The sequence below is a fragment of the Halomonas sp. LC1 genome (genome assembly GCF_030247125.1).
In the GTDB taxonomy this organism is placed as follows: domain Bacteria; phylum Pseudomonadota; class Gammaproteobacteria; order Pseudomonadales; family Halomonadaceae; genus Vreelandella.
Genome location: NZ_JASSPG010000002.1, coordinates 506,893 through 531,220, shown reverse-complemented (window position 1 = coordinate 531,220; position 24,328 = coordinate 506,893). Strand labels below are relative to the sequence as shown.

The following is a 24,328-nucleotide window of genomic DNA, read 5'->3' as shown; positions in this document are numbered from 1 at the left end:
GGTTAGCCCTTCGGCAAGGCGGGCACCCGGCCCGCCATTTCACGCTGTAAGAAGTCGATGAACGCGCTGATGCGCGCCGGTACGTGACGGCGGTGCTCGAAGACGGCGTAAAAGTCAGCGCGCACGCCCTGCCATTCGGGCAGCAGCGTGTGCAGCGCGCCGCTGGCGAGATGCTCGTTCACATCCCACCAGGAGCGCAGCATCACTCCGTGGCCATCCAGCGCTAGGCGGGTCATGACTTCGCCGTCGTTACTGGCCAACGGCCCGCTGACCTTTACCGCCTGACGCTGCGACGAATTCCGGTGCTCGAAGCGCCACAGCGGAAAGTCGCTATCGTTCTCGCGCACCACCAAACAACTGTGCTGAGCAAGATCGCTCGGCGCGTTCAAAGGCGGCATCCTGGCCATGTATTCCGGCGAGGCGCACAGCACGCGTCGGTTGGGCAGAATGCGCTTGGCGACCAGACGCGAATCCGGCGGTTCACCAATGCGAATGCCCACGTCAAAACCGTGATCGCTCAAGTTGAGCGGAAAGTTGGTCAGCTCCAGCCAGCTCTCCACGGCGGGGTGCTCGATGCAAAACCGCGACAGCAGCGGCGCGATATGCCGCCTGCCAAAGCCAAAGGTCGCGTTGATCCGCAGTCGACCGGCCAGCGCTTGGTTGGCCGTCTCACCCAGCGCACTCTCCAACGCCTGCAGCTCTTCCAAAATGAGACCGCCTTGGGAAAGGTAGCGCTCCCCTTCCGCAGTCAGCGTCAAACGACGGGTAGTGCGCGCCGCCAGTGTCACGCCCAGCCGGGCTTCTAGCTGCTTCAAACGCTTGCTGACGGCCGAGAGTGACAGCCCCAACTCACGGGCCGTGGCGGTCAGGCTCCCTGCCCGAGCAAGCTGCTGAAAAAAGGCGAGGTCATCCAGCATCATGGGATTCTTCACTTTAAGGCAACAATAGCTTGCATAGTAGCCTGATTATCTCGTCGCCAACAGGCGCTACACTTCTACCAAGCAAATACACCCTGCCTTTTTCGCGACATCTAACAACACAAGGAGCTCCCCATGGCCCATCGTATTGCAGTCATCGCTGGCGACGGTATCGGTACCGAAGTGATGCCCGAAGGCATCCGCGCGCTGGAAGCCGCCGCCAAACGCTTCGACATTGACCTGGCATTCACCACGTTCGAGTTCGGTAGCTGCGACTACTACCTGGAACACGGCCAAATGTTGCCCGACGACTGGTTCGAGCAGCTCAAAGACTTTGATGCACTGTTTTACGGAGCCGTGGGCTGGCCAGAAAAAGTGCCGGACCATATTTCACTGTGGGGTTCGCTGCTGCAGTTCCGTCGTCAATTCGACCAGTACATCAATCTGCGCCCCTGCCGATTGATGCCCGGTATTAAAAGTCCGCTGGCGGGCCGCAAGCCCGGCGACATCGACTTTTACGTAGTGCGCGAAAACACCGAGGGTGAGTACTCCAGTATCGGCGGCAAGATGTATGAAGGCACCGAGCGTGAAATCGTCATTCAGGAAACGGTGATGAGCCGTACCGGCGTAGACCGCGTGCTGAAATACGCCTTCGATTTAGCACAAACCCGCCCGCGTAAAAAGCTTACCTCGGCCACGAAGTCCAACGGTATCTCCATCACCATGCCCTACTGGGATGAACGCGTGGCCGAGATGGCCAAGCAGTACCCAGAGATCGCCGTGGATAAGTTCCACATTGATATTTTGACCGCCAACTTTGTGCTGCACCCGGACTGGTTCGACGTGGTGGTGGGCAGCAACCTGTTTGGCGATATTCTTTCCGACTTAGGCCCGGCCTGCACTGGTACCATCGGTATTGCACCCTCCGCCAACATCAACCCGGAAGGCAAGTTCCCCAGCCTGTTCGAGCCGGTACACGGCAGCGCGCCGGATATCGCCGGGAAAGGCATCGCCAACCCCATCGGCCAAATCTGGTCTGGGGCGATGATGCTGGAACACCTGGGCTATAAAGAAGCGGGCGATGCCATGGTCGATGCCATTGAAGCGGTGCTGAGCGAAGGCGATAGCCAAGTGCTCACCCGCGATGTAGGCGGCAAGGGCACCACGGAAAGCTTGGGCAAAGCCATTGCCGAGCGGATTGGTGGCTAATCTCCCCTACAAAAACAACGCCTCACAACGAGCAACGCCTCGCTGCATTAACAGCGAGGCGTTGCTCGTTTTCGGTTAGCATTTTTAGCTAACGATTAACTCGCCAGCTTAGCGGCAATCTCAGCCACGTGTTTACCCTGGAAGCGGGCGATTTTCAGCTCGCGATCATCCGGCTGGCGGGAGCCATCGCCACCGGCCAGCGTCGCGGCACCGTAGGGCGTACCGCCGCTGACTTTCGAAATATCGAACTGCTCTTCGATGCCGTAGCCAATCGGCACGATAACCATGCCGTGGTGGGCCAGCGTGGTCCAGGTGGACGTAATGGTCATCTCATCGCCACCGCCGGTACCGGTCGAGGTGAACACGCTCGCCACCTTGCCACGCAGCGCGCCGTTGGCCCACAGGCCGCCGGTTTGGTCGAGGAAGGTACGCATCTGACCGGCCATGTTGCCAAAGCGAGTCGGCGTGCCGAAGATGATGGCATCGTAGTCCGCCAGCTCTTGGGGCGTGGCTTCCGGCGTCGTGAAATCCTGCTTGCCGCCCGCGTTTTTGAACGCGTCTTCCGGCATGGTCTCAGGCACGCGTTTAACCGTGACGTCGACACCTTCAACCCCTTTCGCGCCTTCAGCGACAGCGGCGGCCAGCGTGTCGATGTGACCATACATGGAATAGTACAGCACCAGTACCTTCGTCATTACTCACTCCTTTGCATCTGCATTCAAGCATCAGACAGGTTGCCCGTAGCGGGCGGCGAAAACTCATTCAAACATAGCCTAATCAAGCGTAGAGAAAAGCGAATGTTTTCGATGCCCCGCTTCGATTTCATCGATGCGCCGACCTTGCGCTTTTGCCACTTCGGCACTAATTTTTCTTGTATCGTTTTTACGGTATGTTTCATTCACGTATAACGCCAAGGAGTCCGGCATGACGATTTTCGAAGCCCTGCGCAAAGACCACGACATTCAGCGAGACCTGCTGGCCCGCCTGGTAGAGACCCATGGCGATAGCGAAGAGCGCGACACGCTCTACCAACAGGTGCGTGCCGAGCTGAAATATCACGCTAACGCCGAAGAGCGCGCGCTGTACATCCCTATGATGGACATCGACCTCACCCAAGAGAAAGCGCGCCACAGCGTGGCCGAGCACCACGAGATCGACGAACTGATCGAACTGTTGGACGACACCGACTACAGCGCTAGCCACTGGCTCACCCATGCCAAACAGCTTCAGCATCTGGTCACGCACCATCTCGATGAAGAGGAGCAAGAAGTCTTTCAGTTGGCAGGTCGTGGCCTGCAAGAGAACCAAAAGTCCTCGCTGGCCAAAGAGTACCAAGAGGAAATGCAGCGACAGCGAGCAGGCTAAACGTCTCTCGTGCGTGACACACTCATACGCACCGGTGAACAAAGCGCTTGTGGCCATGGGCCATGAGCGCTTTTTTGTACCGGCCACTTTCATCATCCCACCGGCCATTTTCACGCGAACGACGCCTCCCCTTGTGAACAGCCGCGAGCGTGGTTAAAGGTAGGAGCAATAAAAAAGCGAATGCCCATGCTCAAGGACACTTTCATGCTAGGCCAATGGCTCGACTGGACCCTCGACGAGGAACGCCCCACCCCGCGCATCGGCCGCTTCCCAAGCGGCACGTATCATCTTCACGGGCCAGGGATTCTGGAGCTCACCCCTAACATTCTTCGCCCCGGCGCCCGTGCCTGCGTTTTCTCTGCAGCCATTCATGGCAATGAAACCGCCCCGGTAGAACTGATCGGCGACTGGCTGAGTGCCTTGGAAGCCAGCACGCTGCAGCTAGGCGCGCCGGTGCTGGTGATCTTGGGCAATATTCCGGCGCTAAAAGCACAAAAACGCTTCATCACCACCAATCTCAACCGGCTGTTCAAACGCGACCTCGACGACAAGGGCAGCGAACCCGATCGAGCGCGGGCGTTGATGGAAGCCGTGGATGCGTTCTTTGCCCGCCATCATGCGCTGCCGAAGCTGCACTACGACCTGCACACGGCCATTCGTGGCAGCTTGTACACCCGTTTCGTGGTAGAGCCTTATGCGCTCTCGACCACCGATGCAGAGCAGTGGCAGTGGCTGGCCGCTGCTGACATGCAGGCGGTGCTTCACCAGCATCAGCACAGTTGGACCTTTTCCCACTACAGCAAGCATTACCACCACGCTCAAGCGTTTACCTTCGAGCTTGGCCGCGTCGCCCCGTTCGGTGCCAACGACATGGCGGCGCTGGCGCCGATGTTGCGTCTGCTGAGCGCGCTCAGCGCGGGTTACGAACCGCCGAAACAGCCCGCCGACAGCATGGCCTTCTTCAAAGTGCAGCACGAGCTGATGCGCCAAGCGGAGGACTTTACCTTCTGCTTCGACGACGACGTGCCCAATTTCAGCCGCTTCGAACCCGGTACCTGCTTAGCCAAAGATGCGACGGCAGGCGACTTCGTGGTAGAAGAGACGCCGCTGCACGTCGTGTTTCCCAATGCCCAGGTCGACATCGGCGCACGCGCTGCCCTGCTGGTGGTGCCAAGTCATGCCATCACGTGACCGTCATACCACCCGTACAACCGATTAGCGTCACAAAGTCGCTTTCATAACAACAACGTAAAGGGGCCGTCAGGACGCACGGCAACGTACCAAGACCAATGTCGCCCTGATAAAGTACGCGCATTTGGCACAGTCCTGATAGAATCGCCCCTTTTTTCGCGCCAGCCGCACCGAAAGCACATTGATTCATCCGTTGCTGCTGCGGCAACCCTGTACTGGAGCCTAAGTTATGGCCGCTACGCCTACTCCCCTTGAAGTGCGCAATATCAAAAAGCGCTTTGGCGATACAGAAGTCCTCAAAGGCCTCTCTCTGGAAGCCCAAAAAGGTGACGTCATCACCCTCATTGGTGCCTCAGGGTCAGGCAAAAGCACCTTCTTGCGCTGCATGAACCTGCTGGAACAGCCCGACGATGGCGAGCTGTACGTTCACGGCGAGCAAATCCGCTTCAAGACCACCAAGCATGGCCGCGAACCCGCCGACTGGAAACAGGTGGTACAGATGCGCGCCAAGCTCTCGATGGTGTTCCAGAGTTTCAATCTATGGGCGCACATGACGCTGCTGGAGAACATCATCGAAGCGCCGATTCACGTGCTCGGCAAGCCGAAAAAAGAGGCCATCGAGCACGCCCATGCGCTGCTAGACCGCGTAGGACTGAGCGCTCGCGCCAACGCCTACCCGGCACAAATGTCCGGTGGCCAGCAGCAGCGCGGTGCCATTGCTCGAGCGCTCGCCATGGACCCAGAGGTGATGCTGTTCGACGAGCCGACCTCGGCGCTGGACCCCGAACTGGTGGGCGATGTCCTCAAGGTCATGCGTGACCTAGCCGATGAGGGACGCACCATGGTCGTGGTCACTCACGAGATGAGCTTTGCCCGTGACGTTTCCAGTAAAGTGATTTACTTGCACCAAGGCTTGGTAGAAGAGCAAGGGGCACCCGACGATGTGCTCGGTAACCCGCAGTCACCGCGCCTGAAGCAGTTCCTGGCTCCCAAATACTGATCCGCGAGGCACGCACACCATGCTCGATTTGCAAGGTTACGGCCCCCGCCTGATCGAAGGGGCGGGCGTCACTGTTCAATTGGCCGTTCTATCGCTGATCCTGGCGATCGTCCTGGGCCTTCTCACCGCTAGCGCCAAGATGTCGCGTAACTGGCTATTACGCCGCACGGCGACCGTCTACACCACGGTCATCCGTGGCGTACCGGATTTGGTCCTGATGATGCTGCTGTTCTTCGGCGGCCAGATCGGTGTCAACGCCATCAGCGACCTGCTGTACTATAACTATGAGATCGATATTTATATCAATTTCAACGCCTTTGCCGCTGGCGTGCTCACCATTGGCTTCATTTTCGGTGCCTACATGGGCGAAACCTTTCGGGGAGCGTTCATGGCGGTGGACAACGGCCAAATCGAAGCCGGTAAAGCCTACGGCATGAGCAGTGGCTTGGTCTTTCGGCGCATTCGCTTTCCACAAATGATGCGCCACGCCCTACCCGGCCTCTCCAACAACTGGATGGTGCTGCTCAAAACCACCGCGCTGGTCTCGGTGATCGGCCTGACCGATATGGTCCGCGTCGCCGCCGAAGCCTCCCGCGCGACCCACGAGCCTTTCGTGTTCCTGATTCCCGTCGCGCTGGCTTATCTCCTGATCGCCAGCGTGTCCGAGTGGATCTTTGCACGGCTACAAAAACGTTACGACATCGGCTTTGGGGGGCAGTGACATGCTAGATATCTCTGCATGGTTCAATGACCTGCTGGCAGACAACCTGATTTTTACGCCCACCACCCTGGGCTACTATTGGGAAGGTTTGGTGACCACCACGCAGCTAGTGTTTCTCTCGCTGGTGGCAGGTTTGATTCTGGCGGTGCCCCTGGCCATCATGCGCAGCTCCAAGCGCAAGTGGATCAGCCTGCCGGTCTATCTCTATACCTACGTGTTCCGCGGCACGCCGCTGCTGATCCAGCTCTATATCATCTACTACGGCGTGGTGTTCATCGACGGCATTCAGGAAACTTTCCTGTGGCCCGTGTTGAAAGAGGCGTTCTACCCCGCCCTGATCGCCTTTACGCTGAATACGGCGGCCTACACCACCGAGATCTTCCGCGGGGCAATCAAAGCCACCTCGCAAGGTGAAATCGAGGCTGCACGCGCCTACGGCATGTCGCAACGCCTAATGATGCGGCGGATCATTCTGCCCAGCGCGTTCCGCCGTGCACTACCCGCATACGGCAACGAAGTGATCTTCATGCTACACGCCAGCGCCATTGCCAGCGTGGTGACGCTGATGGACCTAACCGGCGCGGCACGCTTTGTGTACGCCCGTTTTTATGCGCCCTTCGATGCCTTCCTGTTCGTCGCGGCGATCTACCTCTGCTTGACCTTCGCAATTTTGTACTTCTTCCGGTTCTTGGAGAAAAGACTGCTGGCCCACCTGCGGCCGCTAAATGGCTAGCCCTAACAAATCCAACACGCGCCAGCGTAAAACAAACGTTGGTTTATATGCAGGCTCCCCCTTTTCGCCAACCTCAACCTGGGGTACGTTAAAGGGGATCACCTTAGGTGAACCTGCTTCTTTTGGAGTTTAAAAATGAAAAAACTACTGACTGTTTCTCTGCTGGGCTTGGCCGTTGCGGCGGCATCTTCTGCGCAAGCACGTGATTACGACAACGTGCGTATTGGCGTTGACGTTCCCTACGAGCCCATGGAGTACCGCACCGCTGAAGGCGAGCTGACCGGTTTCGATATCGACCTGGGCAACGCTCTTTGCGAGCGCATCGGCATTACCTGCGAGTGGGTCGAGCAAGAGTGGGACGGCATCATTCCGGGCCTGATGTCGCGTAACTACGATGCCATCATGTCCTCCATGACCATCAACGACGAACGCCGCCAGCAGGTGCTGTTCTCCGACCCCTACATCACTATGCCGTCTGCCTGGTTTGCACCCAGCAGCCTCGACATCAGCGAAGCCAACGAAGAGACCCTGGCGGGCAAAACCATCGGCGTTCAGCGTGGCACCCTGCAGGATAACTACGTCACCGATAACTTCAGCAGCGTCGCTGACATCAGCCGCTACTCCACCGCCGACGACATGGTGCTGGACATGGAAGCACAGCGTCTGGATATCGTCTTTCTCGACTTCCCGATCGGCCAGTCCACGCTGCTAGAGAGCGAAGAAGCTGAGTACGTGGTTGTAGGTGAGCGCATCAGCGAACCGAAAGAGTACTTCGGCGACGGTTTCGGTATCGCCTTCCGTCAGCGTGATGAAGCGCTGGCCGAACAGTTCAATGACGCCCTGGCTGAGCTTCAGGAAGACGGCACTTACGATGAAATCTACGCCCGTTATTTCGGCGAAGAGTAAGCGCTAGCTGCTTAGGTGTGCCTCCCCGCCAGGGGAGGCATGCAAGCGAGACGCCATCATGCCCTCACGCCGCCTCATATCCACCGCGCTGCATGCGCTTCGCCCTGGTACCCAGGGCACTATTGCCCGTTTCTACCTGAGCGAGTGGTTCGACGAATAGCCTTCCCCTTTGGCACGCCCGTGCCAACGCGCGCCCTGCGTGTACGTTGCCATGCGTAAACGACGCACGGCACTCCCGCGCTTAGCGCACCCCTTGCCATAGCTGCCTTACGTACGCGGCACTTGGCATTCAGTAACACCATCATCGCTACTAACAATCGCTTCAGGAGACTGACTATGCGTTATGCAACGCTGTCCGTGGCCGCTATTCTTGCGGCAGGTGTTTCACTTTCATTGGTATCCACTGCCGCACTGGCGCGGGACTACGACGAGATCCGTCTGGGGGTCGATGTTCCCTACGAGCCGTTTATGTACCGCCAGGCTGACGGCACGCTCACCGGTTTTGAAATCGAGCTAGGCAACGCCGCCTGCGCCTACCTGGAGGTCAGCTGCACCTGGGTAGAGCAGGACTGGGACGGCATCATTCCCGGCCTGCTGGCACGCAACTACGACGCCATCATGTCCTCCATGGCAATCACCGACGAGCGCGCCCAGCGGGTGCTGTTCTCCGAGGCGTACTACACCACGCCCAGCGCCTGGATCACCACCCGCGATAAAGAGATCAATATCGAAGACCGTGCCAGCCTGGAAGGCTTGACCGTTGGCGTGCAGCGGGCGACGTTGCAGGACAACTACGTCACTCAGCTTTATGGCGATGTCTTGGAGATCCGTCGCTATACCGGCGCGGACGATGTGGTCACTGACCTGATGGGGGGCCGCCTGGACCTCACCTTCATGGACTACCCCATCGCCGAAGCCACCATCGACATCGACACCCCGGAAAGCGATTTCCAGCGCATCAGCGACTTCATCAAACAGCCCGAAGATATCCTTGGTCAAGGCGTGGGCATGGCATTTCGTCCCCGCGATGAAGCGCTCGCTGAACGCTTTAACGAGGCTCTGCGTGCGCTCAAAGAGAACGGCACTTATGATGAGATCATGAACCGTTACTTCAACTACGATGTACGCTTGTAAGAACGGCGATCGCTCGTCCGTCGCCTCAGCGTCACGACGCTAACACCAGCGCCGCCCCCAGGTCGGCGCTTATCGTTTGCCCATTACTCTCCTGGGAAACCCATGCTGACACTTGTAAAAAACGCCCAGCTCTTTGCCCCTGAACCTCGCGGGTTGTGCCACCTGCTGATCGCCGACCAGCGCATTGCGGCGGTACTGGATGCCAGCGAGGCGTACCAGCTTGGTACGCTCATTCAGACCATCGACCTGGAGGGCCGACGCGTGATTCCCGGCCTGGTCGACCCACTGGTGCACTACATCGGTGGCGGCGGTGAAGGCGGCTTTGGCAACCGCACCGCCGAACTCAGCCTGGAAGACGCCTGCGCCTCGGGCGTTACCACGCTGATTGGCGCGCTGGGCACCGATGCCCTCACCCGCACCCCCGCCAACCTGATTGGCAAAGCGCGGGAGCTGGCGGCAGGCGGTCTGAGCACTTACGCCTACACCGGCTCTTATCAGCTGCCGCCCGTCACGCTGACCGGCTCGGTGGCCAGCGACATTCTGTATATTCCTGAATTCATCGGCGTGGGCGAAGTGGCAATCAGCGACCATCGCGGCTCCCAGCCCACCACCCAAGAGCTCACTCGGCTGGCCTCCGACGCACGCACCGCCGGGCTGCTCGCGGGCAAATCGGGCATCGTATTCATTCACACTGGCGACGCCGATTCCCACTTGGAGCCGCTGCGCCAGGTCGCCAAAAACAGCGCCATTCCGCTGGCGCAGTTCTACCCCACTCACATCAACCGCACTGCCGCGCTGTTCGAAGATGGCCTGCGCTTTGCCCGTGAAGGCGGGCGCATCGACTTCACCACCAGCACCACGCCGGAGCTGCTGGCCGGTGGCGAAGTACCCGCTTCTGAAGCCGTGGCGCGGGCGCTAAAAGCACGGATCGAACCGAGCCAACTCAGCCTCTCCTCCGATGCCAACGCCTCGCTGCCGGAATTTGATGATCAACACCGGTTTATTGGCTTGAAACCCGGTAAACTCAGCAGCCTATTCGAGGTGCTGGGCGAGTGCGTCAACAACCACCAGATCAGCATGGAGCACGCGCTGCGCTGTGCGTCCACCACTGCGGCCGATGCCCTGAAGCTACACCAAAAAGGCCGCCTTCAGCCCGGCGCAGATGCGGATTTCATCGTGCTAAGCGAACAAGGCTGGGCCATTGATCATGTTTGGGCGCTGGGTAAACCGATTTTCAGCGCCAGCTAATCCCCCATCCCCTCAGCGAACTTGCTCAGCCAAACCGGGTCTTTACTATCACTGAACCACATACAAGGAGGTAGCATGGCTGAAACAACGGCGGCTCACTCGGCCCCAGCCACAGATGCGGCGGCCGCGCTACGGCCCTCATCCCACTGGACGGCCTGGGGGCAGTGGTTGGCGCTCTTCACCATGACCGTGGATCACCTCACCCGCTACGTACTGCCGGGGGATTGGGATTTAAGCTGGGCGGGCTCTTCGATTGGGCGCATAGCGTTTCCGCTGTTTGCCGCCATGGTGGCGTGGCACGGCTTGTTCAACACCCGCAACCCGCTGCGCTATTCACGGCGAATATTGATTATCGGGATCGCCGCGCAGCTCCCCTATATGCTGATGCCCCGCGCCTCCGATGCGTTCATCTTGAACGTCTGCTTTACCCTGGCCAGCGGCTTGGCACTGGGTGCTTTGGTGCGCCAGGGGTGGCAGCACTACCAGCAACAAACCTTAGGTTTGGGCTGGCTGATGCTGGGAGCCGCCGTCGGCGTGACCGCGTGGTACCTGCTCGGGTTCTGGGTGGAGTATGGTCACAACGGCCTACTGCTGATTCCGCTGTTTATGTTTGCCATGCAGACGCTCAGCGAAACTCGTAACGTGCTGAAATCTCGCCTCTGGGCGGGGCTAGCGGCGTTTCCCGTACTATGGATTGCCGGGCAGATGAACGCCTCCGACATGGCCAAATCGTTCACCGTCGCCACCTGCGTACTGGTCTTGATGCTTGCCGCAGGCGCGGCTCAGCGAGTGCCGCCCGTAGCTTTAGCCATGCCCCGCCGTTTATGGCTGGCGTGGTACCCTGGGCACTTTGCGTTGATTGCCGTGTGGTTGCTGCTTAGCGGTCAACTGGCAGGTTAGGAGCCTGTTCGGCCACGCGCTTATTGATTTCGTCACTCATCCAGGGCTGGTAGCGGCGTAGCCGCGCCCGGCCCTCGGTTTTCGCTTGATACATCGCCGTATCGGCTTGTTTGAGCACATCCGCATGGTCGCAGTCGGCCGCATTGAAGCAGGTATAGCCCATGCTGGGGGTGACCTCGACCCAGCGGCTCTCCAGGCGGTACTTGCCCGCCAGCGCCTGCTGCACTGTCTCCATATAGCGGGCAGCGGCGGCGATGAGCGCCGCCCCCTCCGTCACTTCAAAAAGTGCGAGCAGCACGAACTCGTCGCCACTCAGACGGGCGGCCATATCATCGTTCTGTAAACAGGACTCCAAGCGGCGTGCCACCTGTACCAGTAGGTCATCCCCCGCCGCGTGGCCCAAGGTATCGTTGATTAGCTTGAAGCGGTCCATGTCCATGAACATCACCAAACCACCGCGCCGGTCGCTGGCCTGCTCGCCGCACAGCGCTTCTAAACGCTCGATGAACAGCCGTCGATTGGGTAAATCGGTCAGCGCATCGTAGTAGGCTTGGCGGTAAATGATCGCCTCGCTGCGCTTTCGTTCGGTGAAGTCCTCGATAATCGCCACGCCGCCCACCCTTTGATTGCTGGCGCTATGGACACCGTTGAAAAACGCCCGCAAGGGGATCCCCACACTGGCGTTGGGCAGCCGGTAGGTGCCTTCGTAATAGCCGGTGCCTTTTTCCAGCGCGTCTCTCACGGCTTGCGCCACGTCAGGGTCAGCAGAGCGGTCCAGCATGCGGTAGCCGAGCAGCTTTGGGCGCTCCACGCCCAGAATATCCAGCAGCTTGCCGTTGCAGTCGGTAATCTGCCCTTGCTCATCGAAGTGCAGCACCCCCAGCGGCGAGTGCTGAAAAATGGAACGATAGCGATTTTCGCTTTCGCGAAGCTGCGCTTCCCGCGCCGCCATACTTACCCGCAGGGCAATGTTGTCATGGATGGTGCGGCTAAAGCGGCGGCTAGTGGCAATGATCAACCCCAAAAAAAGCACAAGCATGAGGCCAATCAGAATGGAGAGTGGCGAGCCCTGGAGCCAGAACTGTATCTTCAGCGGCAATAAAATAGGTAGTACGAAGCCAACCGCAATCCAGCCCACCGAGGAAAGCGTGGTCACGCCCCCTGCCGCAATGCCAGCCAGCACGATCGAGAGCGCCGCAATTTGGCCGGGGTGATCATGACTGAACAGCAGCACGCCGGATGCCCCCCAGACGCAGCCTGACGCAATGGCTCCAATGGCAAACCAGCGCAACCAGCGTTGACGCTGCTGCTGGAGCGCGGGCAGTCGCTTGAACCGCTGCGCCAGCAGTAGCCTGAGCACGGAGATCACGGTCAGCGCCGCAAACCACCCCAGCAGCAGCCAAGCCTCCACCACCGGCCACATGGCCGCCACCAGCAATCCACCCGCCAGCACGCTGCTCAGTACCGGTTGCCATAGGTTGTCGTAGAGCAAGCGCACTTTTTCACCGCGCAAACGCTGCATGGTGATGTGGTGGTCACGTTGATAACCACTGCGTAGCCCGGAGGCCGTGGCAGTAAGGGGGGTGGGGGGCGACATACAAACTCCCTTTTCTTCAGTCGGCTTAGCGCCAATCTTATTGGTTAGGCTGTTTTTAATACACTTGTTTTAGCACGTTTGAAGCACAAAAGTCGCAGCGGTCGGCAATTAAAAAACCGCCTTTTCAGGCGGCTTAGGCGTTTATAGCGTCGATTCGAAACTCCACTCCACGGGAGGCGCATCGGGGATCAACGCTTGGCAAGCGCGGACTTTCTCCAACAGCTCGGCGTGGGTGGCGGCCACGACGTTAACGTGGGCTAGTTTACGCCCTGGACGCTCGGCTTTGTCGTAGCGGTGCAAGTGAGTGTCGGCAATGGCTAGCAGTGCGGCGTTATCGCCTTCTAGGCCAATCACGTTCACCATGCAGGTGGGCGCAATGGCATTCGTGGCGCCTAACGGCAAGCCCTGTACCGCCCGCAAATGGTTCTCGAACTGGCTGGTAGCCGCGCCATCCATCGTCCAGTGGCCGGAGTTATGCACCCGGGGGGCCATCTCATTGGCCAACAGGCTGCCGTCGCGGGTTTGGAACAGCTCCAGCGCCAGTACGCCTACGTAATCAAGCTCATCCAGCAGCGCTCGGATGTAGCTGTCGGCCGTCTGCTGAACGCTGGCGTCCAAATCCGGTAGCGGCGCCACGGAGTAGCGCAGAATGCCGCCCACGTGCTGGTTTTCGGCCATGGGGTAGAACACCACCTCCCCATCGCGGCCGCGCACGGCAATCATCGAGACTTCGCGCACAAAATCAACGAACGCCTCGACGATCAGCTGCGTATGGCCAATCGATTCCCACGCCTCTTGCGCCTGCTCCGGCGCTTTCAGTACCGCTTGGCCCTTGCCGTCATAGCCTTCGGTAACCGATTTTGCTACCACTGGGCAGCCTAGTTCGGCGGCGGCGGCAGCGAGCTGCTCAGCGCTTTCCACCACGCGATAGGCCGGTGTGGGAATACCCAAGCGATCAAACAGCGTTTTCTCTTCTACACGGTTTTGACACACCGCAATGGCGCGACTGCCGGGATAAACCGGCTTGTGCTGCTCAATCTGCTTTACCAGCTCAACGGGGAGGTGCTCGAATTCGTAGGTCACTACATCGACCTTATCGAGAAACGCCGCTAAGTGCTGGTTCTCCGGGTCGACAATCACCTCGCCGATACCCGCGCTGGGGTTACCAGTGGTATCTAAAAAGGTGAAGGTGTTACCCAGAGGATAGCCCGCTAGGGCCAGCATGCGGCCTAGTTGGCCCGCGCCTAGTACACCAATATTTTTTGCAATCATACGTTCTGCCATCTGAGTGCTCATATTGGGCAACCTATTGTGCTGGCTGGTTAGATGCAGGTGCATCAGGGCGCGGATCAGGGTTATCCAACACCAGTTGGGTCTGTTCAGTACGGAACGCCTCAACAGCTTCGCGCACGGCGCTGTCCTGAAGGCCCACAATTTGTGCGGCCAGCAGGCCTGCGTTGGTGGCACCGGCCTTGCCAATAGCAAGGGTGCCTACCGCAATACCACCCGGCATTTGGGCGATGGAAAGCAGTGAATCCAAGCCCTTCAACGCCTTAGACTCCACCGGCACACCCAGCACCGGCAGCGCCGTTTGTGACGCGACCATACCCGGCAAATGAGCGGCACCGCCGGCGCCTGCCACAATCACCTGCAGGCCACGCTCAGAGGCACTTTTCGCATATTCGAACAGCAGGTCGGGTGTGCGATGCGCCGATACCACACGGGTTTCATAGGCAACGCCCAACCGCTCTAACATCGCCACCGCGTGCTCCATGACCGGCCAATCAGATTTCGACCCCATGATCACGCCCACCTTGGGTGCGCTGTTCGACATGCAAAACTCCTCGGCCAACGGCCTCTTCAAGCTAGAAAGCAGTCCATAAGCCGCGCAACGCGCCGCTCACTCAGAAATAGGAAGGCGCATAGTTTACCAGAGCTACGGGCGTTTGCGGGGGTGACGAGAGGCGTGAAATTTTCCTCAAATTAAGCATTGAAAACCGCGTGAGTTGGCGGCATTGTGTGCTTGTCATTTCCGACTGATGGAGTCACATGAGTACGGCATACTCAACTGCTCACGCAGAAGCGCTGGATCCTCCGCGAAGCAGCCCTGACCTCGATGTCAGGGAACTTGAAAAACGTACGCGCCTCATGCGCATCATTACCCGCCTGATCGCCGTATCAGACCTGGGAAGCCGTGAAATCGCCCGCCGGGCTGGCCTACCAGTGCAAAAGATCAGCGACCTGCTCGCCGGAAGGCTGGAGCATCTGGACATCGATGAACTGAATGTCCTGCGTCGCACGTTAGAGCTGGAGGCGCCATAGCAGCCACGCCACCGCCACGCTAACTATCACCGCTTGAGCATCTTCCCGCCCCGGTTACTGGGGCGGAATCATGACGCCGCCCAACGCCACTACGATGACCACCAGCCAAGCCGGCAGTTTCCACACGGTGAGCAGCAAAAAGCCCGTCAACGCCAGCACGAACTCGTAAGGCCCAAGAATGGCGCTGGTCCACACCGGCTGATAGAGCGCCGCGCCTAAAATACCCACCACCGCCGCATTGGCACCACGCATCAGCGCTTGAGCACTGCTCCACTGGCGAAACTGATTCCAAAACGGCAGCACGCCGACCAGCAGCAAAAATCCCGGCACAAAAATCGCCAGCAGCGCCAGTAACGCGCCAATCACGCTGGGTATCCCTGGCAGCAGCGCCCCCAAGTAAGCAGCAAACGTAAACAGCGGCCCCGGCACCGCCTGAGCTGCGCCGTACCCCGCCAAGAACTCATCTGCCGTGACCCAACCCGATTGCACCACTTCCGCTTCCAGCAGCGGCAGCACCACATGGCCACCGCCAAATACCAGCGCGCCTGAACGGTAGAACGCATCGACGACGTTCAACCAACCGGTGCTCGCCGCTAACAGCGGTAAGAGCACCAACAAAGCGGCGAATAAACCTAATGCTAGCGTGCCCGCTCTACGCGTTACCGGGAAGTGCAGCGATTCGCTAGACGATGCTGCAGCGCTTTGGCGACACAGCAGCAGACCCGCCACGCCACCCAGCACAATCGCCGCCACCTGCCCCAACGGCCCGCTGACCAGCACCACCGCGAACACCGCTGCCAGGGCAATGCCCGTGCGGGTTTTATCCGGGCAGAGGTTACGCGCCATGCCCCACACCGCGTGGGCCACAATAGCCACCGCCACCACTTTCAAGCCGTGAATGATGCCGCTGGCCACCGGGCCATCCAGCACTGCCGTACCCAATGCAAACAGCACCAGCACGATGGCAGAGGGCAGCGTAAACGCCAGCCACGCCATTGCCGCCCCCCAGGGGCCTGCGCGCATCAACCCTAAGGCAAAGCCTACCTGGCTACTGGCGGGACCCGGCAAGAACTGGCACAGCGCGACCAAATCCGCGTAGGCCTGCTCGCTGAGCCACTGGCGACGTTCGACAAACGCCGTGCGAAAGTAGCCCAGGTGCGCCACGGGGCCACCGAACGAGGTCAGCCCCAGCGCCAAAAATGCCCAGAACACCTCGTTGGCCCGCCCTCGAACCGGATTCTTTTCTGACATCGTGCCCACCGTTTACCCATTAAAAAGCGCAAAGCGTTCAGGGTACGCCTTGCGCTTGACGACTTAGTGACAGCCTAATCGTGCCGGTGACTCTTCACAGATTATTCTTGGTCGGTCACCGCACCGGTACTGGCCGAGCTGACCAATTTGGCATACTTCGCCAACACGCCTTTACGATAGCGCGGCTCAGGCTGTTGCCAGGCCGCACGGCGGCGCATCATCTCTTCATCGCTGATATGCACATCAATGGTATCGGCTTCGGCATCAATGGTGATCGGGTCGCCATCTTCCACCAGCGCCAGCGGGCCACCGTCGAAAGCTTCCGGAGACACATGCCCCACCACGAAGCCGTGGCTACCGCCTGAGAATCGGCCATCGGTAATCAGCGCCACGTCGTTGCCCAAGCCACGGCCCATGATGGCCGAGGTAGGCGTGAGCATTTCGCGCATGCCGGGGCCGCCTTTCGGGCCTTCGTAGCGAATCACCACCACATCGCCCGCCACCACGGTGCCGTCATTGATGCGTGCCTGAGCTTCCTCTTCCGAGCCAAACACCCGCGCCGAGCCGCTAAAGCGCGTGCCCTCTTTGCCGGTAATTTTCGCCACCGCCCCTTCCGGCGCTAAGTTACCAAACAGAATACGCAGGTGGCTTTCGGCTTTGATCGGGTTACCCAGCGGCGCGATGATTTGCTGATCCATCGGGTACGGCTCGACGTTAGTGAGGTTCTCGGCCAGCGTTTTACCGGTCACCGTTAAACAGTTGCCGTTAAGCAGCCCAGCATCCAGCAGGATTCTCATCAGCGGCTGAATGCCGCCAATCGCCACCAGCTCGCTCATCATGTAGTGGCCGCTGGGGCGCAGGTCGGCCAGCACCGGCACGCGCTTACCAATCTCGGTGAAGTCCGCCAGGGTCAGCTCGACACCGATGGTGCGCGCCATGCCAATCAGGTGCAGCACCGCATTGGTGGAGCCACCCAGAGCAATCACCACAGTCACGGCGTTCTCGAACGCCTCGCGGGTCATGATATCGGAGGGCTTGATGTCTTGCGCCAGCAGCGCCAGCACGGCTTCGCCAGCGGCTTTGCAGTCGTCGCGTTTCTCTTGGGAGATGGCATTCTGCGCCGAGCTTCCCGGCAAGCTCATGCCCAGCGCCTCGATGGCCGAAGCCATGGTGTTGGCGGTGTACATGCCCCCACAGGAACCAGGGCCAGGAATGGCGGTCTCTTCGATGTTTTTCAGCTCGATCAGGTCGATGTCGCCACGGGAGTGGGCGCCCATCGCCTCGAACACCGAGACAATATCAGTGTGGCCCTTGCCGGGCATGATGGTACCGCCATAAACGAACACGCTGGGGCGATCGAGCCGTGCCAGCCCCATCACGCAGCCCGGCATGTTCTTATCGCAACCGCCAATCGCCACCAAGCCATCAAAGCCTTCGCAGCCCGCCACGGTTTCGATGGAGTCGGCAATCACTTCCCGCGAGACCAGCGAGTACTTCATGCCTTCGGTGCCGTTGGCAATGCCATCAGAAATGGTGATGGTATTGAACACCACGCCTTTGCCGCCTGCGGCATCGGCCCCATCCCGGGCAAGCTCCGCCAGCTCACCAATATGGCTATTACACGGCGTCACCATGCTCCAGGTAGACGCAATACCTACCTGGGGCTTTTGAAAATCGTCATCGTTGAAGCCCACGGCGCGCAGCATGGCGCGGCTAGCCGCTTTACCGGGGCCATCCACCACCTGGGCAGAGTGGCGGCGGGTATTATTGTTGGTCGGCTCGGTCATCACGGACTCCTCTCAATGGCATGGCAAAGGGCACAGCTTGGCGGCGGTAAGCCGATGACGCAAGAAGAGTTCCATATTGCAGTGCTCTGACTGCTTAGTGGGCTGGCTGTTTTTGTTGTTCAACATGTACCGTCAGCTCAAAGCCGCAGGCGTGTGCATAGCGCTGTAATGTTTTCCAGCCGGGGTTACTGCTTCCCCGCTCCAAGCGGCTAATGTTACTTTTTTGTGTATCCAAGCGTTTGGCAAGCTCTTCTTGGGTCAACCCGGCACGCTGGCGCATAGAAATCAGTGTGGAAGCCAACGCAAACTCCGGTGCCAAACGCTCATACTCCGCCTCTACTTCAGGGTTTTGAAGCGCCTGCTCTTTTAGTGCCTTTAAGTTCATCATGACTGCACCTCGCGCTGTCTTGTCCGCGCTAACGTTAACGCCTGACGCGGCGTTTTTTGGCTTTTTTTGACGAACGCATGGAGAACAACAATATGTTTCCCATGCACATAACAAAACAGAGAACGGCCAATTCCCTCTTTTGCCTTTGCCCTAATTTCAAACAAACCGTCGCCCATAGATTCCGTGTGTGGTGGCCCAAGGTTAGCGCCATGAGTCTCTACCATCTCCAGTAACCGGAGCATTCTGGCCTGTATTTTGGGCGGCATACTTAAAATTTCTTGCTCGACACCTGGATAAAACTCAACCTGCCACTCCATAGCATAACCCCGCTCAAGTTATCTTTTATGATAACCCAGCGTGCATAAAAGTTCCTACTCCAGATACACGCGAGTACCCCCAATTTATGGCACCATAGCGTCACCACCACCCGTGACGCTGATTGCCGTGAAGGAACGCCGCCGTATGCCTGCCAATGCTTTGTTCTCCCCCACTTCGCTCCCCCCCGGTTTTATGGTGGTACATGCTAACCGCTTGGAAGATTTACGCGGTTTAGCGGTGGAGTGGATGCGCCGCCAGCCGTTGGGGCCGTTGGAGAACGAAACCATTCTGGTGCAGAGCAACGGTATTGGGCAGTGGCTAAAACTGGCGTTGGCGGAAGACCCTAAGAATGGCGGCGCGGGCATTGCGGCGGCGCTAGAGGTGATGCTGCCCGCGCGGTTTCTATGGCAGGCCTACCGCACGGTGCTCACTCACGTGTCGCAAAACGCCGATGCCGTGCCGGAAACCTCGCCGTTCGATAAATCGCGCTTGGTATGGCGGCTGCTGCGCCTGCTGCCTACCCTGGCCGGGCAGCCGGTGTTTGAGCCGCTGGCGCAGTTTCTAGAAATCGACCGCGACCAGCGCAAGCACTACCAACTGGCCGAGCGGCTGGCGGATCTGTTTGACCAGTACCAGGTCTACCGCGCCGACTGGCTGGACGCCTGGGCAAACGGCCACGATGTGCTAATTACCGCCAGAGGCGAGCACCGCCCTTTGGAAGAGCACCAGCGCTGGCAGCCCGCACTCTGGCGCATCCTTCGTGACGATGTGGCCGCCACCCAAGGCGAGGCCGGATTGAACAGCAGCCGCGCCCAGGTTCACCAGCGTTTCTTGAAGGCCACCGAGCACCTGGAAGGCCAAGACTGCCCGCCGGGGCTGCCTCGGCGGCTGATCATCTTCGGCATTTCATCACTGCCCCAGCAAACCCTGGAAGCGCTGGCGGCGCTCTCTCGCTGCTGCCAAATCGTGCTGTGCGTTCACAACCCCTGCCAGTTCTACTGGGCGGATATCATCGAGCACAAAGACCTGCTGCGCGCCCAGCGCTACCGCCAGCGGCGCAAAACCGGCATGCCCGAAGCGCTGGATGTACTGGGCACTGGCGATGCCGATGACGCCCTGCACCTGCACGCCCAGCCGCTGCTAGCCGCCTGGGGCAAGCAGGGCCGCGACTACCTGCGCCTGCTCGATGAGCACGACGACGCAGGCAACTACCAAACTCTATTCGAGCAGCAAGCACTGCGCATCGATATGTTCGAGCCGTTCAGCGGCGAGGATCGCCACTGCCTGCTCAGCCAGTTGCAAGACGACATCCGCGAGCTGCGCCCCGTGGCGGAAACGCAAGGCCACTGGCCCGCATTGCCCGCTTCCGATGACTCCATCGTGTTCCATATCGCCCACGGCCCCCAGCGGGAAGTGGAGATTCTCCACGACCAGCTGCTGGCCGCCTTCAGCGCCGCCCCACACCTGCGCCCGCGAGACATCATCGTCATGGTGCCGGATATCGACCGCTACGCGCCGCACATTGAAGCGGTGTTTGGTCAGCTGCCCACCGACGACCCGCGGCACATTCCCTACACGCTCTCCGACCAAGCCAGCCGCCACCGCCTGCCGCTGATGATTGCGCTGGAAAAGCTGCTACGGCTTCCAGAGCTGCGCCTGTCGGTGAGCGATTTACTCGACCTGCTGGATGTGCCCGCCCTGCGCCAGCGCTTCGGCCTAGAAGAGCGCGACCTGCCGGTGCTGGAGCGCTGGATGGAAGGCGCGGGCATCCGCTGGGGGCTCAACGCCAAGCAGCGCCAGCGGCTGGAACTGCCCGGCGGGCTGAGCCAAAACACCTGGGCATTCGGCCTGCGCCGGTTGCTGTTGGGCTACACCGTGGGCGACGGCCACGCGTGGCAAGGCATCGAACCGTTTGATGATATTGGCGGGCTGGAGGCGGGCTTAGCGGGGCCGCTGGCGACGCTGCTAGAGAAGCTCGAAGCCACTTGGGAAGCTTTCTGCCAACCCACCGATGCCGCTACTTGGGTCGCGCGGCTACGGGAGCTGCTGGAGACTTTCTTTCTTACCGACGACGCCCAAGAGAGCATCATGCTCACCAAGCTGGAGAGCGGATTGCAGCAGATGCTGGAAAGCAGCCGGGAAGCCGAACTCAACGACCCGCTGCCGCTCTCTATGGTACGGGAGCACTGGCTGGCGCAGATTGATGAGCACAGCCTTTCCCAACGCTTCTTGGCCGGAGCGGTCAACTTCGCCACGCTGATGCCCATGCGCGCCATTCCCTTCAAGCGGGTGTGCCTGCTGGGCATGAACGACGGCGAGTACCCCCGCTCCCAGCCGCCGCTGGATTTCGACCTAATGGGCAGCGACTACCGCCCCGGCGACCGCTCCCGTCGGGAAGACGACCGCTACCTGTTTCTGGAAGCGCTGCTCTCCGCACGCGACCAGCTCTACGTGAGCTGGGTCGGCCGCAGCCAGATCGATAACACGCCGCTGCCGCCCTCGGTGCTGGTGGGCCAACTGCGCGACCACCTGGAAGCCGGCTGGCAAACGGAAAACGGCGCGCCGCTGCTGGAAACACTCACCACCGAGCATCCGCTGCAGCCTTTCAGCCGCGCTTACTTCAACAGCCCAGCAAGCCGGCTGTTCACCTACGCCCACGAATGGCGCGAGGTGCACGCCCCGCGCACGCCCCCCGCCGCTAGCCGCACGCTGCCAGCGCCGGAAAACGCCCCTACCAGCCTCTCGCTTGGGCAGCTGGGCAGCTTTCTACGCGAGCCGGTGCGCAGCTTCTTTAATACTCGCTTGGGAGTCTATTTCGAGCAGGAAGCCATCGCCGAGCTGGACGCCGAGCCATTCGCTCTCGATGGCCTGCAAAACTGGCAGCTCCAAGACCAGCTGATTGCCGCCCAGCGCCACGCGGTGGATAACGGCCAGCCGCGCATGCAAGCATTGCACGAGGCCTTGGAGCGCTTTCAAGGCCAAGGCGTGCTGGCCATGGGCGCGTTCGGCGAACGCATGCGCGCAGCACTCGCCGAACCCATGGAGGCGCTTTTCTACGCCTACGAAGAAGCGCTAGACGCGTGGCCGCATCCCCTGCCCGACACCATGATTCACTTCGAAGCCCACGGCCTCACATTGGAAGAGCCCCTGGGCGAACTGCGCCAGGATGAAACAGGCCACCGCTGCCGCCTGCTGCTACTCAGTAGCAGCCTGATTAGCCAAGGCAGCGGGCGCGGCCAGTACCGCTGGAGCCACCTGCTGCGCCCTTGGGTCGCGCACCTAGCGGGCAACCTGGATGGCCCGATGACGACGCAACTGCTCTCCAAAGCGGGGCATGTCACGCTAGCGCCAGTGGATGCCGAGACCGCTCGCCAGCACTTAAAAACCCAGCTAGCCGCGTGGCAAGCGGGCCTAGAAACCCCGCTGCCGCTCGCACCGCAAGCCGCGTTTGCTTGGCTAAGTAAGCAAGGCACGCCAGATATGGCGCAAGAAAAAGGCCGAGAAAGCGACGCCTACGCCGCCGCCGAAACCGCCTATGAAGGCGGCCGCTACCAAACCGGTGAAGTGGCCCAAAGCGCGTATTTAAGCCGCCAGTGGCCCCGCTTCGAGCGCCTGTTCTTCGAGCAAGCCAACGGGCACACCTTTGCCACGCTCACAGAAGCGCTCTACGCGCCGCTTCATCAGGCGGTCAAAGGGTAAACCAGCGTGGGTGTTACATAGCGTCGAGCGTTTCCACATCGAACGCCACAATCTGGCGTTTGGCACTGGAAAACTCGACGCCGATCAGGTGTATGGGCTTGCCAGAGGCGCGGTACTTGTCCGCATACCCTTTGTGTTTGATTTGAGCCAGCGCCTCACCTTCCGGCAATTGCTCCACCACTTTGAACTCGAACAGGTAGATATGCCCACCAAAATCCACGCTCATATCCACCTTGCCGTGGTGGCTGGCATCTTCCACCGTCACATCCAGACCCAGGGCCGCGAAGTGGCTGTAGAACACGCTCGCATAATGCCCTTCGTAGCGAGCAATCGGGTTGTTGCGATACCAGTCGTGAGGGAGTACTGCATAAAGCGCCTTTAAGTGCGCTTCTAGCCCGATAAGATCATGCTGGCTTAAATGGCGAAACAGCGTCCTGCGTTCGCGTGGGGCATTTTCGACCCCCAGCGATGGCAGCAAGGCGTGGTTGAGACTGGTTTCGACTTCACGGTTAGGAAAGCCCAGCGTGTACTGGCGGTATCCCAGCAGCGGCTCCTCTACCTGCTGAATGGTCAGGTAGCCGGTTTGAAACAGCAGGCCTTCGGTACTGATCTGATCCACATCGAACTGGCTGAGCAGTTCATACTCGGTTTCCCAGTGATCTAGTGAGGGCGTAAATACCCCCCGCTGTTTGAGAATATCGACCAGAAATGTCGGCGTAGCAGACTCGAACCAGTAAGGGCCAAATTCTTGCTCCTGGAACAGCAGCAGCACATCGAAGGGGTTATAGACGGACTCCACCTCACGGCCTCCCCAGCGGTAGCCGTTATACCACTGGCGAATCTCCTCACGATCCAGGCCGGGTAGCTCCGGCGCGAACACCGTATCGATGTTCTCATCGGTGTAGCCACAAATGGTCGTATAGTCGGGAGACAGGGTAATATCGCGCAGATTGTTCAACCCCGAAAACAAGCTCACCTTACTAAACTTAGAAACCCCGGTGAGCAGCACGAAGTGCAAATGAGGATCGGCGTCTTTCAGCACGCTGTAGAGGTTCTTCAGCCCTTCGCGCACCTCCCGAGCACGCTCAGGTTCCAGAATGTTATCCAGAATCGGCTTGTCGTATTCATCGATCAGCACCACCACCCGCTGACCATATTGCTGGTGGGCGCTGCGAATCAGGGTAGAAAATTCGCCGGGAATATCCGTCTTATGGTGTCGGGTAATGCCCAGCCGCTCGCGCTGAACCCGAAGCTGATCACGAATACGCTCATCGAGCTCTTCACGGCTCTGCATGACGCCATCGGCAAAGCTGATACGAATGACCGGGTAACGCTGTTGCCAGTCCCACTTATCGTGAATATAGAGCCCTTCAAACAGCGCCTGGCGGCCCTCGAACAAGCAGCGCAGCGTATCCAGCAACAGGCTTTTACCAAAGCGGCGCGGCCGCGAGAGAAAGTAGTATTTGTTCTGGTTAACCAAGCGCTCGATATGCGGGGTTTTATCGACGTAGTAATAGTCGCCCTCACGGATATCCGAGAACGTCTGAATCCCGATGGGTAGCTTACGGCGATGGGCATCCTGCACGGCGGCCTCCAGAACAAAAAACAGCGATATGAAAAGCAGTTTAGCATGCGGCTGATG

Annotated in this window: 22 protein-coding genes; 12 read left to right on the top strand and 10 right to left on the bottom strand. The window is 59.6% G+C overall.

The features are described from left to right. Positions 1-2: 2 nt before the first annotated feature. Positions 3-920: a LysR family transcriptional regulator gene (locus QIT27_RS05350; protein WP_285263126.1), complete on the bottom strand. Its 918-nt coding sequence runs from the start codon at positions 918-920 to the stop codon at positions 3-5. A gap of 132 nt (positions 921-1,052) precedes the next feature. Here QIT27_RS05350 and QIT27_RS05345 point away from each other — a divergent pair, with 132 nt between their 5' ends. Further along, positions 1,053-2,126, top strand: coding sequence for a tartrate dehydrogenase (locus QIT27_RS05345; protein WP_285263125.1), 1,074 nt, complete (start codon positions 1,053-1,055; stop codon positions 2,124-2,126). Between the two features lie 95 nt (positions 2,127-2,221). Here the strand turns inward: QIT27_RS05345 and wrbA are convergent, their stop codons facing one another. After that, on the bottom strand, positions 2,222-2,821 hold the full coding sequence (gene wrbA / locus QIT27_RS05340) for an NAD(P)H:quinone oxidoreductase (RefSeq protein WP_253018077.1): 600 nt from the start codon (positions 2,819-2,821) through the stop codon (positions 2,222-2,224). A gap of 229 nt (positions 2,822-3,050) precedes the next feature. Between wrbA and QIT27_RS05335 the strand changes: the two genes are divergently transcribed. The 9 genes from QIT27_RS05335 (at position 3,051) to QIT27_RS05295 (ending at position 11,324) form a co-directional block, all read left to right on the top strand. Then, the gene (locus QIT27_RS05335) at positions 3,051-3,491 is read left to right on the top strand and encodes a hemerythrin domain-containing protein (protein ID WP_159342784.1); all 441 of its coding nucleotides are present in this window, start codon (positions 3,051-3,053) and stop codon (positions 3,489-3,491) included. A 204-nt stretch (positions 3,492-3,695) separates the two neighbouring features. Then, on the top strand, positions 3,696-4,682 hold the full coding sequence (locus QIT27_RS05330; protein WP_285263124.1) for a succinylglutamate desuccinylase: 987 nt from the start codon (positions 3,696-3,698) through the stop codon (positions 4,680-4,682). A 229-nt stretch (positions 4,683-4,911) separates the two neighbouring features. Beyond that, on the top strand, positions 4,912-5,682 hold the full coding sequence (locus tag QIT27_RS05325) for an ABC transporter ATP-binding protein (RefSeq protein WP_089676064.1): 771 nt from the start codon (positions 4,912-4,914) through the stop codon (positions 5,680-5,682). 19 nt (positions 5,683-5,701) lie between these two features. Next, positions 5,702-6,403, top strand: a complete 702-nt coding sequence (locus QIT27_RS05320; RefSeq protein WP_253018065.1) for an ABC transporter permease — start codon at positions 5,702-5,704, stop codon at positions 6,401-6,403. Between the two features lies 1 nt (position 6,404). Further along, complete coding sequence (locus QIT27_RS05315) at positions 6,405-7,136, top strand: ABC transporter permease (protein WP_285263123.1); 732 nt, start codon at positions 6,405-6,407, stop codon at positions 7,134-7,136. 135 nt (positions 7,137-7,271) lie between these two features. Next, positions 7,272-8,042 (top strand): transporter substrate-binding domain-containing protein, encoded by a 771-nt coding sequence (locus QIT27_RS05310; RefSeq protein ID WP_285263122.1) that lies wholly within the window; start codon positions 7,272-7,274, stop codon positions 8,040-8,042. Positions 8,043-8,378: 336 nt separating this feature from the next. Then, positions 8,379-9,176 carry a transporter substrate-binding domain-containing protein gene (locus QIT27_RS05305; protein WP_285263121.1) on the top strand — a complete coding sequence of 266 codons (798 nt, stop codon included), beginning with the start codon at positions 8,379-8,381 and terminating at the stop codon, positions 9,174-9,176. Positions 9,177-9,278: 102 nt separating this feature from the next. After that, positions 9,279-10,424 (top strand): beta-aspartyl-peptidase, encoded by a 1,146-nt coding sequence (gene iadA / locus QIT27_RS05300; RefSeq protein WP_285263120.1) that lies wholly within the window; start codon positions 9,279-9,281, stop codon positions 10,422-10,424. 75 nt (positions 10,425-10,499) lie between these two features. Further along, positions 10,500-11,324, top strand: a complete 825-nt coding sequence (locus tag QIT27_RS05295) for a TraX family protein (RefSeq protein WP_285263119.1) — start codon at positions 10,500-10,502, stop codon at positions 11,322-11,324. Here the strand turns inward: QIT27_RS05295 and QIT27_RS05290 are convergent. From QIT27_RS05290 to purE, 3 genes are all read right to left on the bottom strand, one after another. Beyond that, positions 11,302-12,921, bottom strand: coding sequence for a diguanylate cyclase domain-containing protein (locus QIT27_RS05290; RefSeq protein WP_285263118.1), 1,620 nt, complete (start codon positions 12,919-12,921; stop codon positions 11,302-11,304). The genes QIT27_RS05295 and QIT27_RS05290 overlap by 23 nt on opposite strands. A gap of 141 nt (positions 12,922-13,062) precedes the next feature. Beyond that, a complete protein-coding gene (locus tag QIT27_RS05285; protein ID WP_285263117.1) occupies positions 13,063-14,193 on the bottom strand; it encodes a 5-(carboxyamino)imidazole ribonucleotide synthase in 1,131 nt (376 codons plus the stop codon). Positions 14,194-14,227: 34 nt separating this feature from the next. Further along, positions 14,228-14,755, bottom strand: coding sequence for a 5-(carboxyamino)imidazole ribonucleotide mutase (gene purE, locus QIT27_RS05280; RefSeq protein ID WP_285263116.1), 528 nt, complete (start codon positions 14,753-14,755; stop codon positions 14,228-14,230). Between the two features lie 215 nt (positions 14,756-14,970). Between purE and QIT27_RS05275 the strand changes: the two genes are divergently transcribed. Further along, positions 14,971-15,243 carry an XRE family transcriptional regulator gene (locus QIT27_RS05275; RefSeq protein WP_159342794.1) on the top strand — a complete coding sequence of 91 codons (273 nt, stop codon included), beginning with the start codon at positions 14,971-14,973 and terminating at the stop codon, positions 15,241-15,243. Positions 15,244-15,297: 54 nt separating this feature from the next. On the opposite strand, the gene chrA is transcribed toward QIT27_RS05275, so the two are convergent. The 4 genes from chrA to QIT27_RS05255 form a co-directional block, all read right to left on the bottom strand. Then, positions 15,298-16,494 carry a chromate efflux transporter gene (chrA, locus tag QIT27_RS05270; protein ID WP_159342795.1) on the bottom strand — a complete coding sequence of 399 codons (1,197 nt, stop codon included), beginning with the start codon at positions 16,492-16,494 and terminating at the stop codon, positions 15,298-15,300. A gap of 101 nt (positions 16,495-16,595) precedes the next feature. After that, positions 16,596-18,281 carry a dihydroxy-acid dehydratase gene (ilvD, locus tag QIT27_RS05265; RefSeq protein ID WP_285263115.1) on the bottom strand — a complete coding sequence of 562 codons (1,686 nt, stop codon included), beginning with the start codon at positions 18,279-18,281 and terminating at the stop codon, positions 16,596-16,598. Positions 18,282-18,375: 94 nt separating this feature from the next. Continuing rightward, positions 18,376-18,669 (bottom strand): helix-turn-helix domain-containing protein, encoded by a 294-nt coding sequence (locus QIT27_RS05260; RefSeq protein WP_062372690.1) that lies wholly within the window; start codon positions 18,667-18,669, stop codon positions 18,376-18,378. Next, positions 18,666-18,986, bottom strand: coding sequence for a type II toxin-antitoxin system RelE/ParE family toxin (locus QIT27_RS05255; protein ID WP_159342797.1), 321 nt, complete (start codon positions 18,984-18,986; stop codon positions 18,666-18,668). The genes QIT27_RS05260 and QIT27_RS05255 overlap by 4 nt, the downstream gene beginning before the upstream one ends. Before the next feature lie 145 nt (positions 18,987-19,131). Between QIT27_RS05255 and recC the strand changes: the two genes are divergently transcribed. Continuing rightward, on the top strand, positions 19,132-22,686 hold the full coding sequence (gene recC / locus QIT27_RS05250) for an exodeoxyribonuclease V subunit gamma (RefSeq protein WP_285263114.1): 3,555 nt from the start codon (positions 19,132-19,134) through the stop codon (positions 22,684-22,686). A gap of 13 nt (positions 22,687-22,699) precedes the next feature. Here the strand turns inward: recC and QIT27_RS05245 are convergent, their stop codons facing one another. Then, positions 22,700-24,271 (bottom strand): PD-(D/E)XK nuclease domain-containing ATP-binding protein, encoded by a 1,572-nt coding sequence (locus QIT27_RS05245; RefSeq protein WP_285263113.1) that lies wholly within the window; start codon positions 24,269-24,271, stop codon positions 22,700-22,702. Between the last annotated feature and the right edge of the window lie 57 nt (positions 24,272-24,328).

What these genes read in the sequence shown, in the direction of transcription:
- QIT27_RS05350 (WP_285263126.1), bottom strand. Translation starts at nt 920, where the DNA reads ATGATGCTGGATGACCTCGCCTTTTTTCAGCAGCTTGCTCGGGCAGGG.
- QIT27_RS05345 (WP_285263125.1), top strand. Translation starts at nt 1,053, where the DNA reads ATGGCCCATCGTATTGCAGTCATCGCTGGCGACGGTATCGGTACCGAA.
- wrbA (WP_253018077.1), bottom strand. Translation starts at nt 2,821, where the DNA reads ATGACGAAGGTACTGGTGCTGTACTATTCCATGTATGGTCACATCGAC.
- QIT27_RS05335 (WP_159342784.1), top strand. Translation starts at nt 3,051, where the DNA reads ATGACGATTTTCGAAGCCCTGCGCAAAGACCACGACATTCAGCGAGAC.
- QIT27_RS05330 (WP_285263124.1), top strand. Translation starts at nt 3,696, where the DNA reads ATGCTAGGCCAATGGCTCGACTGGACCCTCGACGAGGAACGCCCCACC.
- QIT27_RS05325 (WP_089676064.1), top strand. Translation starts at nt 4,912, where the DNA reads ATGGCCGCTACGCCTACTCCCCTTGAAGTGCGCAATATCAAAAAGCGC.
- QIT27_RS05320 (WP_253018065.1), top strand. Translation starts at nt 5,702, where the DNA reads ATGCTCGATTTGCAAGGTTACGGCCCCCGCCTGATCGAAGGGGCGGGC.
- QIT27_RS05315 (WP_285263123.1), top strand. Translation starts at nt 6,405, where the DNA reads ATGCTAGATATCTCTGCATGGTTCAATGACCTGCTGGCAGACAACCTG.
- QIT27_RS05310 (WP_285263122.1), top strand. Translation starts at nt 7,272, where the DNA reads ATGAAAAAACTACTGACTGTTTCTCTGCTGGGCTTGGCCGTTGCGGCG.
- QIT27_RS05305 (WP_285263121.1), top strand. Translation starts at nt 8,379, where the DNA reads ATGCGTTATGCAACGCTGTCCGTGGCCGCTATTCTTGCGGCAGGTGTT.
- iadA (WP_285263120.1), top strand. Translation starts at nt 9,279, where the DNA reads ATGCTGACACTTGTAAAAAACGCCCAGCTCTTTGCCCCTGAACCTCGC.
- QIT27_RS05295 (WP_285263119.1), top strand. Translation starts at nt 10,500, where the DNA reads ATGGCTGAAACAACGGCGGCTCACTCGGCCCCAGCCACAGATGCGGCG.
- QIT27_RS05290 (WP_285263118.1), bottom strand. Translation starts at nt 12,921, where the DNA reads ATGTCGCCCCCCACCCCCCTTACTGCCACGGCCTCCGGGCTACGCAGT.
- QIT27_RS05285 (WP_285263117.1), bottom strand. Translation starts at nt 14,193, where the DNA reads ATGATTGCAAAAAATATTGGTGTACTAGGCGCGGGCCAACTAGGCCGC.
- purE (WP_285263116.1), bottom strand. Translation starts at nt 14,755, where the DNA reads ATGTCGAACAGCGCACCCAAGGTGGGCGTGATCATGGGGTCGAAATCT.
- QIT27_RS05275 (WP_159342794.1), top strand. Translation starts at nt 14,971, where the DNA reads ATGAGTACGGCATACTCAACTGCTCACGCAGAAGCGCTGGATCCTCCG.
- chrA (WP_159342795.1), bottom strand. Translation starts at nt 16,494, where the DNA reads ATGTCAGAAAAGAATCCGGTTCGAGGGCGGGCCAACGAGGTGTTCTGG.
- ilvD (WP_285263115.1), bottom strand. Translation starts at nt 18,281, where the DNA reads ATGACCGAGCCGACCAACAATAATACCCGCCGCCACTCTGCCCAGGTG.
- QIT27_RS05260 (WP_062372690.1), bottom strand. Translation starts at nt 18,669, where the DNA reads ATGATGAACTTAAAGGCACTAAAAGAGCAGGCGCTTCAAAACCCTGAA.
- QIT27_RS05255 (WP_159342797.1), bottom strand. Translation starts at nt 18,986, where the DNA reads ATGGAGTGGCAGGTTGAGTTTTATCCAGGTGTCGAGCAAGAAATTTTA.
- recC (WP_285263114.1), top strand. Translation starts at nt 19,132, where the DNA reads ATGCCTGCCAATGCTTTGTTCTCCCCCACTTCGCTCCCCCCCGGTTTT.